Origin of the sequence: Spirillospora sp. NPDC047418 (assembly GCF_040643275.1) — a bacterium.
Taxonomy (GTDB): domain Bacteria; phylum Actinomycetota; class Actinomycetes; order Streptosporangiales; family Streptosporangiaceae; genus Spirillospora.
This window is the reverse complement of record NZ_JBEYTW010000113.1, coordinates 22,407-28,609: the sequence shown is the minus strand read 5'-3', so window position 1 is coordinate 28,609 and position 6,203 is coordinate 22,407. Positions and strand designations below refer to the sequence as shown.

Sequence of the window (6,203 nt, the reverse complement as noted above, 5' to 3'; positions counted from 1 at the left end):
CGGTGGCCCAAACGCCACCCCCCGCCCCCCCCCTGTTTGCCGGGGGGGGTTTTTTTTTTTTCGCCCAAAAAAAAAAAAAACACGCCGCAAGTCAACGCATCTGGTGCGGGTGGGCTGGTCGTTTTAGAAGGAGATCTCTTATGGCTGAGGCCGTCATTGTCGATGCCGTCCGGACGCCGGTCGGCAAGCGCTACGGCGCCCTGTCCGGGCTGCACCCGGCGCAGTTGCTGGGGGCGGCGCAGCGCGGGCTGCTCGAACGCGCCGGCGTCGACGCGGCGACGGTCGGGCAGGTCGTCGGCGGCTGCGTGACGCAGGCGGGGGAGCAGTCCAACAACGTGACCCGCAACGCGTGGCTGTACGCGGGGCTGCCCTACACGTCGGCGTGCACGACGATCGACTGCGCGTGCGGGTCGTCCCAGCAGGCCGTGCACATGATCGCCGGGCTGATCGCGTCCGGGGCGATCGACACCGGCATCGGCTGCGGCGTCGAGGCGATGAGCCGGGTGTTCCTCGGGCAGGCGCTCACCCCCGAGACCGGCAGCCCCGCGCCCGCGGGCTGGGAGATCGACTACCCCGACCAGTTCACCGCCGCCGAGCGCATCGCGAAGAAGCGCGGCATCACCCGCGCGGACGCCGACGCGCTCGGGCTGGCGTCGCAGGCCAAGGCCAAGGCGGCGTGGGAGGACGACCGGTTCGCCGGGCAGATCCTCCCGGTCGAGGCGCCCGTCATGACCAGGGAGGGCCCGACCGGGGAGACCGCCGTGGTCACCCGCGACCAGGGGCTGCGCGACACGACCGCCGAGGCGCTCGCCGGGCTCAAGCCGGTCATTCCGGACGGTATCCACACCGCCGGCAACTCGTCCCAGATCAGCGACGGGGCCGCCGCGGTGCTGCTGATGTCGGCCGAGCGGGCCGCCGGGCTGGGGCTGCGGCCGCGCGCCCGGATCGTCGCGTCCGGGATGGTCGGGTCCGACCCGTACTACCACCTGGACGGGCCGATCGACTCGACGCGGCACGTCCTGGAGCGGGCGGGCATGAAGCTGTCCGACATCGACCTTGTCGAGATCAACGAGGCGTTCGCGTCGGTCGTGCTGTCGTGGGCGACGGTGCTGGACGCCGACATGGACAAGGTCAACGTCAACGGCGGCGCCATCGCGCTCGGCCACGCGGTCGGCTCGACCGGCGCCCGCCTCATCACCCAGGCCGTGAACGAGCTGGAACGGTCCGACAGGTCGACCGCCCTCGTCACGATGTGCGCGGGCGGCGCGCACTCCACGGCCACCATCATCGAACGGATCTGAAGATGACCATCGGGCTGACCGAGGAGCACCGCGACCTGCGCGACGCCGTGCGCGCCTTCACGTCCCGGCAGGTGGCGCCGTCGGTCGTGCGCGCCGCCGTGGACGCCGACCGGGAGAAGGCGCCCGCGTTCTGGGACGACCTCGCCGCGCAGGGACTGCTCGGGCTGCACCTTCCCGAGGACGCGGGCGGCGCCGGCTACGGCCTCGTCGAACTGGCCGTCGTCCTGGAGGAACTCGGGCGCGCCATCGTCCCCGGGCCGTTCCTGCCGACCGTCCTGGCGAGCGCCGTGCTGAACCGGGCCGGGCATGCCGGGCACCTGCCGTCGCTGGCCGACGGGAGCGCGGTCGGCGCGGTGGGCCTGGACGCGGGGAGCCTGACGCTGGACCGTTCCAGCGCCGAGGCCACGGTGACCGGCACGACCGGTCCCGTCCTGGGCGCGCCGCTCGCGGACGTCCTCGTCGTCCCCGCGAAGGACGGCGATGGGACGGCCTGGGTCGTCCTGCCCCGCGGCGCCGCCGTCATCGACGAACTCCCGAGCCATGACCTGACCCGCCGTCTCGGCACGGCCGAGGCCGCGGGCGCACCCGTCGCCGTCCTGGACGCCGAGACGCGGACCGTCCGCGACCTCGCGGCGGTGCTGTTCGCCGCGGAGGCGTCGGGGCTGGCCGACTGGGCCACCGCGACCGCCGCCGAGTACGCCAAGGTCCGCGAGCAGTTCGGCCGCCCGATCGGCCAGTTCCAGGGCGTCAAGCACCGCTGCGCCCGCATGCTCGCGCACGCCGAGCAGGCCCGCGCCTGCGCCTGGGACGCCGCCCGCGCCCAGGACGAGCCCGACCCTCGCGAGGCGTCCCTCGCCGCCGCCGTCGCCGGGGCGACCAGCGTCCAGGCCGCGTTCCAGACCGCGAAGGACTGCGTCCAGACCCTCGGCGGCATCGGCTTCACCTGGGAACACGACGCGAGCCTGTACCTGCGCCGCGCGCAGACCCTGCGCATCCTGCTCGGCTCCACCGCGTCGTGGCGCCGCCGGGTCGCGCGCCTCACCCTGGACGGCGTCCGCCGCGAACTGAGCGTCGAGCTGCCGCCCGAGGCCGAGGCGATCCGCGCGGACGTCCGGGCCGAGCTGGAGCCGGCGAAGGCCCTGGACGGCAAGGAGCGCACCACCTACCTGGCCGACCGCGGCTACACGTCCCCGCACCTGCCCGCCCCGTGGGGCAAGGGCGCGGACGCCGTCGCCCAGCTCGTCATCGCCGAGGAGATGCGCGCCGCCGGCCTCCGCGCGCACGACATGATCATCGGCAACTGGGTGGTGCCGACGCTGATCGAGCACGGCTCGCCCGCCCAGCACGAGCGCTTCCTGCCGGGCTCCCTGCGCGGCGACATCCGCTGGTGCCAGCTGTTCTCCGAGCCCGGCGCGGGGTCCGACCTCGCCGCGCTGTCCACCCGCGCGGAGAAGGTGGAGGGCGGCTGGAAGATCACCGGCCAGAAGGTGTGGACGTCCATGGCCCGCGAGGCCGACTGGGGCATCCTGCTCGCGCGCACCGACCCGTCCGTCCCGAAGCACAAGGGCCTGTCGTACTTCCTGCTGGACATGGGGTCCGCGGGCATCGACATCCGCCCCCTCCGCGAACTGACCGGCGACACCCTGTTCAACGAGGTGTTCCTGGACGGCGTCTTCATCCCGGACGACCTCCTGGTCTCCACCCCGGGCAACGGCTGGCGGCTCGCCCGCACGACCCTCGCCAACGAGCGCGTCTCGCTCTCGAACGACTCGTCCCTCGGCAGCGGCGGCGAGGCGCTCCTCAAGCTGGCGACCGGCGCCGACGACGAGCGCCTCACCACGCTCGGCGGCATCCTCTGCGACGCCCAGTCGAGCAGCCTGTTCGGCCTGCGCACCACGCTGCGGTCCCTTGCCGGGGGCCAGCCGGGCGCCGAGTCGAGCATCGGCAAGCTGATCGGCGTCGAGCACATCCAGCAGGTGTGGGAGACCGCGATGGACTGGATCGGCCCCGAAGCGCTCTCCGGACGAGGCGAGGGCGGGATGAAGGACCCGACCTGGATGTTCCTGAACTCCCGCAACATGTCGATCGCGGGCGGCACGACGGATGTGCAGCTGAACATCATCGGCGAGCGCATCCTCGGCCTGCCCCGAGACCCGGTCGCGTGATGAGCATCGACCTGAGCTCCGAGTTCCAAGCCCCCGCCGTGGACGAGGCCGTCGGCGCCGCCCGCCGGGTGATCGACGCCCTCGTGCGGTCCGGCGGCATGACCGACGCCGACATGTCCGCGATCGCCGACCGCCTCAACGCCGTCGCCGACGACCTCGAGGCGACCGCGCCGCCCGTCCGGGACCGGCTGGTCGACATGTGGCGCGGCGACGGCGTCACCCGCCACGACCCGGTCGCGGGCCCGGAGAACCCGCTCGCGCCGCCGCTCGCCTATTTGGCCGTGGACTCCCGCACCATCGAGGCGGTCACGACCCTGGGCCTGCCGTACCAGGGGCCGCCGTCGTGCGTCCACGGGGGAGTGTCGGCACTCCTTCTCGACCACACGCTGGGCGTGGCGAACGGCTGGGCGGGCGCGTCGGGGATGACGGCGGAGTTGACCCTCCGCTATCACCGCACGACCCCGCTCTTCGAGCCCCTCACCGTGACCGCCCGCCAGACCTCGGTGGACGGCCGCAAGATCCGCACGACGGGCGAGATCAAGGCGAACGGCGAGACCTGCGTCTCCGCCGAGGGCCTCTTCATCGCCAAACACCCGCCCCGCCCCCGCTGACCGGACGCTCCGAACTGTGTAGATGCCATCTACACAGTTCGGACCAAGCCCGTCCGTAATCACCAGGTGGACGGGAACATCATGTGCTTGAGCAACCGGTCGACCTGCTCGGCGGCTGCCTTAACGTCCCCGCAAGGGCACAGGTAGCCGAACCGCCCCCGCTGCGCGCGATAGTAGGCCCAGCGTCCCCCGGGCACGGCCCGCACGCTCACCAGCACCCCGACGTCCTCGGCGACCCCGCTCGCGTAGACCCAGAGCAGCGGCACTGGTAGGGGAAACTGCTCGGGCTCGTACAGCTTCACGCGCCGCCACCCGCGCGCCATGACCGCGACGGCGAGCACCTCCAGAAACCGAACGGTCGTCCGCCGCCCCCGGCGAGTTCGCCGCTGCAGAAGCCACCGCTCCATCAGAACGCGACCCTCGCCCAGACCCACTTGCCGCAGGGCTTGGTCGGACGCACCCCGCAGTCGGACGAGAGGGCTTGCACGACGGGCAGCCCGCGTCCACCGGTCCCGTCTTCGTGCCCGTCCTCCAGCGCCAGCGGATCGGGGACGATGTCGTCCAATGTGAGTTCGACGATCGGCCGCACCACCGGCATCTCCTCCGAGGCGTCCCATACCTCGAACAGCACACCCGTCGACTCCCGAACGAACCTGACCCGCACCACCCGATCCGGTGCGTTCTTCACGGCGTTCGCAACCAATTCCCCGACGACCAGAAGAACGTCACCGGCAATCCGCGCGAGGTCCCACTCGCGAAGCCGGAACTCCACCAGACTCCGCACCATCCCGGGCCCAGTCCGGCCATGTTCGAGGCCGCCGACCAGGGCATCGCCGCCACCGGCCCCGACTCCCCGGCCGCCCGGCGGCTGTCGGAGATGCGCGACTTCTACGGCTTCATGTTCCGCGAACTCCCCGCCCTGGTGGAACGCTGGCAGGCTGGACGCGTCGACCCGTCCCGCTGACCGCACCCTCCGGAGCCGGCTGCCGCCGGTGGGTAAGAATGGGGGTATGACCAGGGCTTCTCATATGACCGCCGCCGTGCTGCGCCGGCACGGCGGGCCGGAGGCACTCGAGGTGCGGGACGACTGGCCGCTGCCCCGGGCCGGCCCCGGCCAGGCACTCGTGCGGGTGGGTGCGGCGGCGTTGAACAACACCGACATCTGGACGCGGGAGGGCGCGTACGGGCTGCCGGGGCGTCCCGACGCGAAGGCCGGGTGGCGCGGTCCGGTGGGCTTCCCGCGCGTGCAGGGCGGGGACATCGCCGGCACCGTCGCCGCGGTCGGCATCGGCGTCCCCGAAGCCTGGGTGGGACGCCGGGTGCTCGTCGATCCGGCGTTCTACGCCGATGAGGGCGAGGACGCGGTGCCGGTCGGGCTCCTGGGCAGCGAGGCGGACGGCGGCTTCGCGACCCATGTGGCCGTCGACGCCGTCCGGCTGCACGACATGACCGACTCTCCGCTGTCCGACGAGGAGCTCGCCGCGCTGCCCGTGGCCTACGGGACGGCGATGGGGATGCTGGAGCGGGCCCGCATCGGGAAGGGGGAGGCGGTCCTCGTGACCGGTGCCTCCGGTGGTGTCGGGTTCGCGGTCGTCCAGCTCGCCGCCGCGCGCGGCGCGCGGGTACTGGCCCTGACCAGCGGAACCAAGGCCGAGGCGGTGCGCGCCGCCGGTGCCGAGGTGACCTTCTCCCGCGACATGGACCCGGCCGAGCTGCACGGAAAGCTGCGCGCGGCGGCACCCGGCGGGCTCGACGCGGTCGCCGACGTCGCGGGCGGTCCCTGGCTCGAGCGGGTGCTGCCCGCGCTGCACGACGGTGCCCGCTGGGTCATCGCCGGCGCGGTCGCCGGGCCCGTGGTCTCGTTCGACCTGCGGCGCCTCTACCTGCACAACCTCACCCTCATCGGCTCCTCGATGCACACCCCGGCCCATTTCGCGGCACTGGCCGGACTGGCCCGCACGGGCGCCCTGCGGCCGCGCATCGCCGCCAGCTACCGGCTGGCCGACATCCACGCGGCCCAGGACGACTTCAGCCGCGGCTCGCGCATCGGCAAGATCTCGATCGTGCCGTGACCCGAGCAGGCAGCGCCTGTGGAAGCTTCCAAAACCCTCCGGGGCAGGACATCC

At 72.9% G+C, this 6,203-nt stretch carries 7 protein-coding genes; 5 read left to right on the top strand and 2 right to left on the bottom strand.

Annotated features, from left to right (window positions below; translation table 11 throughout):
* The first annotated feature begins 140 nt into the window (after positions 1–140).
* From ABZ806_RS39550 to ABZ806_RS39540, 3 genes are read left to right on the top strand one after another with little or no spacing between them, the layout of a single operon-like run.
* Entirely contained in the window at positions 141–1,301 is a 1,161-nt protein-coding gene (locus ABZ806_RS39550; RefSeq protein ID WP_500223694.1) for a steroid 3-ketoacyl-CoA thiolase, read from the top strand.
* 2 nt (positions 1,302–1,303) lie between these two features.
* Positions 1,304–3,466, top strand: coding sequence for an acyl-CoA dehydrogenase family protein (locus ABZ806_RS39545; RefSeq protein ID WP_500223692.1), 2,163 nt, complete (start codon positions 1,304–1,306; stop codon positions 3,464–3,466).
* On the top strand, positions 3,466–4,077 hold the full coding sequence (locus ABZ806_RS39540) for a PaaI family thioesterase (RefSeq protein WP_500223690.1): 612 nt from the start codon (positions 3,466–3,468) through the stop codon (positions 4,075–4,077). Before ABZ806_RS39545 ends, ABZ806_RS39540 begins: the two co-directional genes overlap by 1 nt.
* 59 nt (positions 4,078–4,136) lie before the next feature.
* On the opposite strand, the gene ABZ806_RS39535 is transcribed toward ABZ806_RS39540, so the two are convergent.
* Together ABZ806_RS39535 and ABZ806_RS39530 are read right to left on the bottom strand one after the other, a co-directional pair.
* Positions 4,137–4,484 (bottom strand): hypothetical protein, encoded by a 348-nt coding sequence (locus tag ABZ806_RS39535; RefSeq protein ID WP_500223688.1) that lies wholly within the window; start codon positions 4,482–4,484, stop codon positions 4,137–4,139.
* Positions 4,484–4,864 (bottom strand): ATP-binding protein, encoded by a 381-nt coding sequence (locus tag ABZ806_RS39530; protein ID WP_500223686.1) that lies wholly within the window; start codon positions 4,862–4,864, stop codon positions 4,484–4,486. The genes ABZ806_RS39535 and ABZ806_RS39530 overlap by 1 nt, the downstream gene beginning before the upstream one ends.
* Positions 4,865–4,882: 18 nt before the next feature.
* Here ABZ806_RS39530 and ABZ806_RS39525 point away from each other — a divergent pair, with 18 nt between their 5' ends.
* The gene (locus ABZ806_RS39525; RefSeq protein WP_500223684.1) at positions 4,883–5,041 is read left to right on the top strand and encodes a hypothetical protein; all 159 of its coding nucleotides are present in this window, start codon (positions 4,883–4,885) and stop codon (positions 5,039–5,041) included.
* 46 nt (positions 5,042–5,087) lie between these two features.
* Positions 5,088–6,149, top strand: a complete 1,062-nt coding sequence (locus ABZ806_RS39520; RefSeq protein WP_500223682.1) for a zinc-binding dehydrogenase — start codon at positions 5,088–5,090, stop codon at positions 6,147–6,149.
* Positions 6,150–6,203: the final 54 nt, after the last annotated feature.

Coding starts and splice junctions, on each gene's coding strand:
- ABZ806_RS39525 (WP_500223684.1), top strand. CDS start 4,883: ATGTTCGAGGCCGCCGACCAGGGCATCGCCGCCACCGGCCCCGACTCC.
- ABZ806_RS39530 (WP_500223686.1), bottom strand. CDS start 4,864: ATGGTGCGGAGTCTGGTGGAGTTCCGGCTTCGCGAGTGGGACCTCGCG.
- ABZ806_RS39535 (WP_500223688.1), bottom strand. CDS start 4,484: ATGGAGCGGTGGCTTCTGCAGCGGCGAACTCGCCGGGGGCGGCGGACG.
- ABZ806_RS39520 (WP_500223682.1), top strand. CDS start 5,088: ATGACCAGGGCTTCTCATATGACCGCCGCCGTGCTGCGCCGGCACGGC.
- ABZ806_RS39545 (WP_500223692.1), top strand. CDS start 1,304: ATGACCATCGGGCTGACCGAGGAGCACCGCGACCTGCGCGACGCCGTG.
- ABZ806_RS39550 (WP_500223694.1), top strand. CDS start 141: ATGGCTGAGGCCGTCATTGTCGATGCCGTCCGGACGCCGGTCGGCAAG.
- ABZ806_RS39540 (WP_500223690.1), top strand. CDS start 3,466: ATGAGCATCGACCTGAGCTCCGAGTTCCAAGCCCCCGCCGTGGACGAG.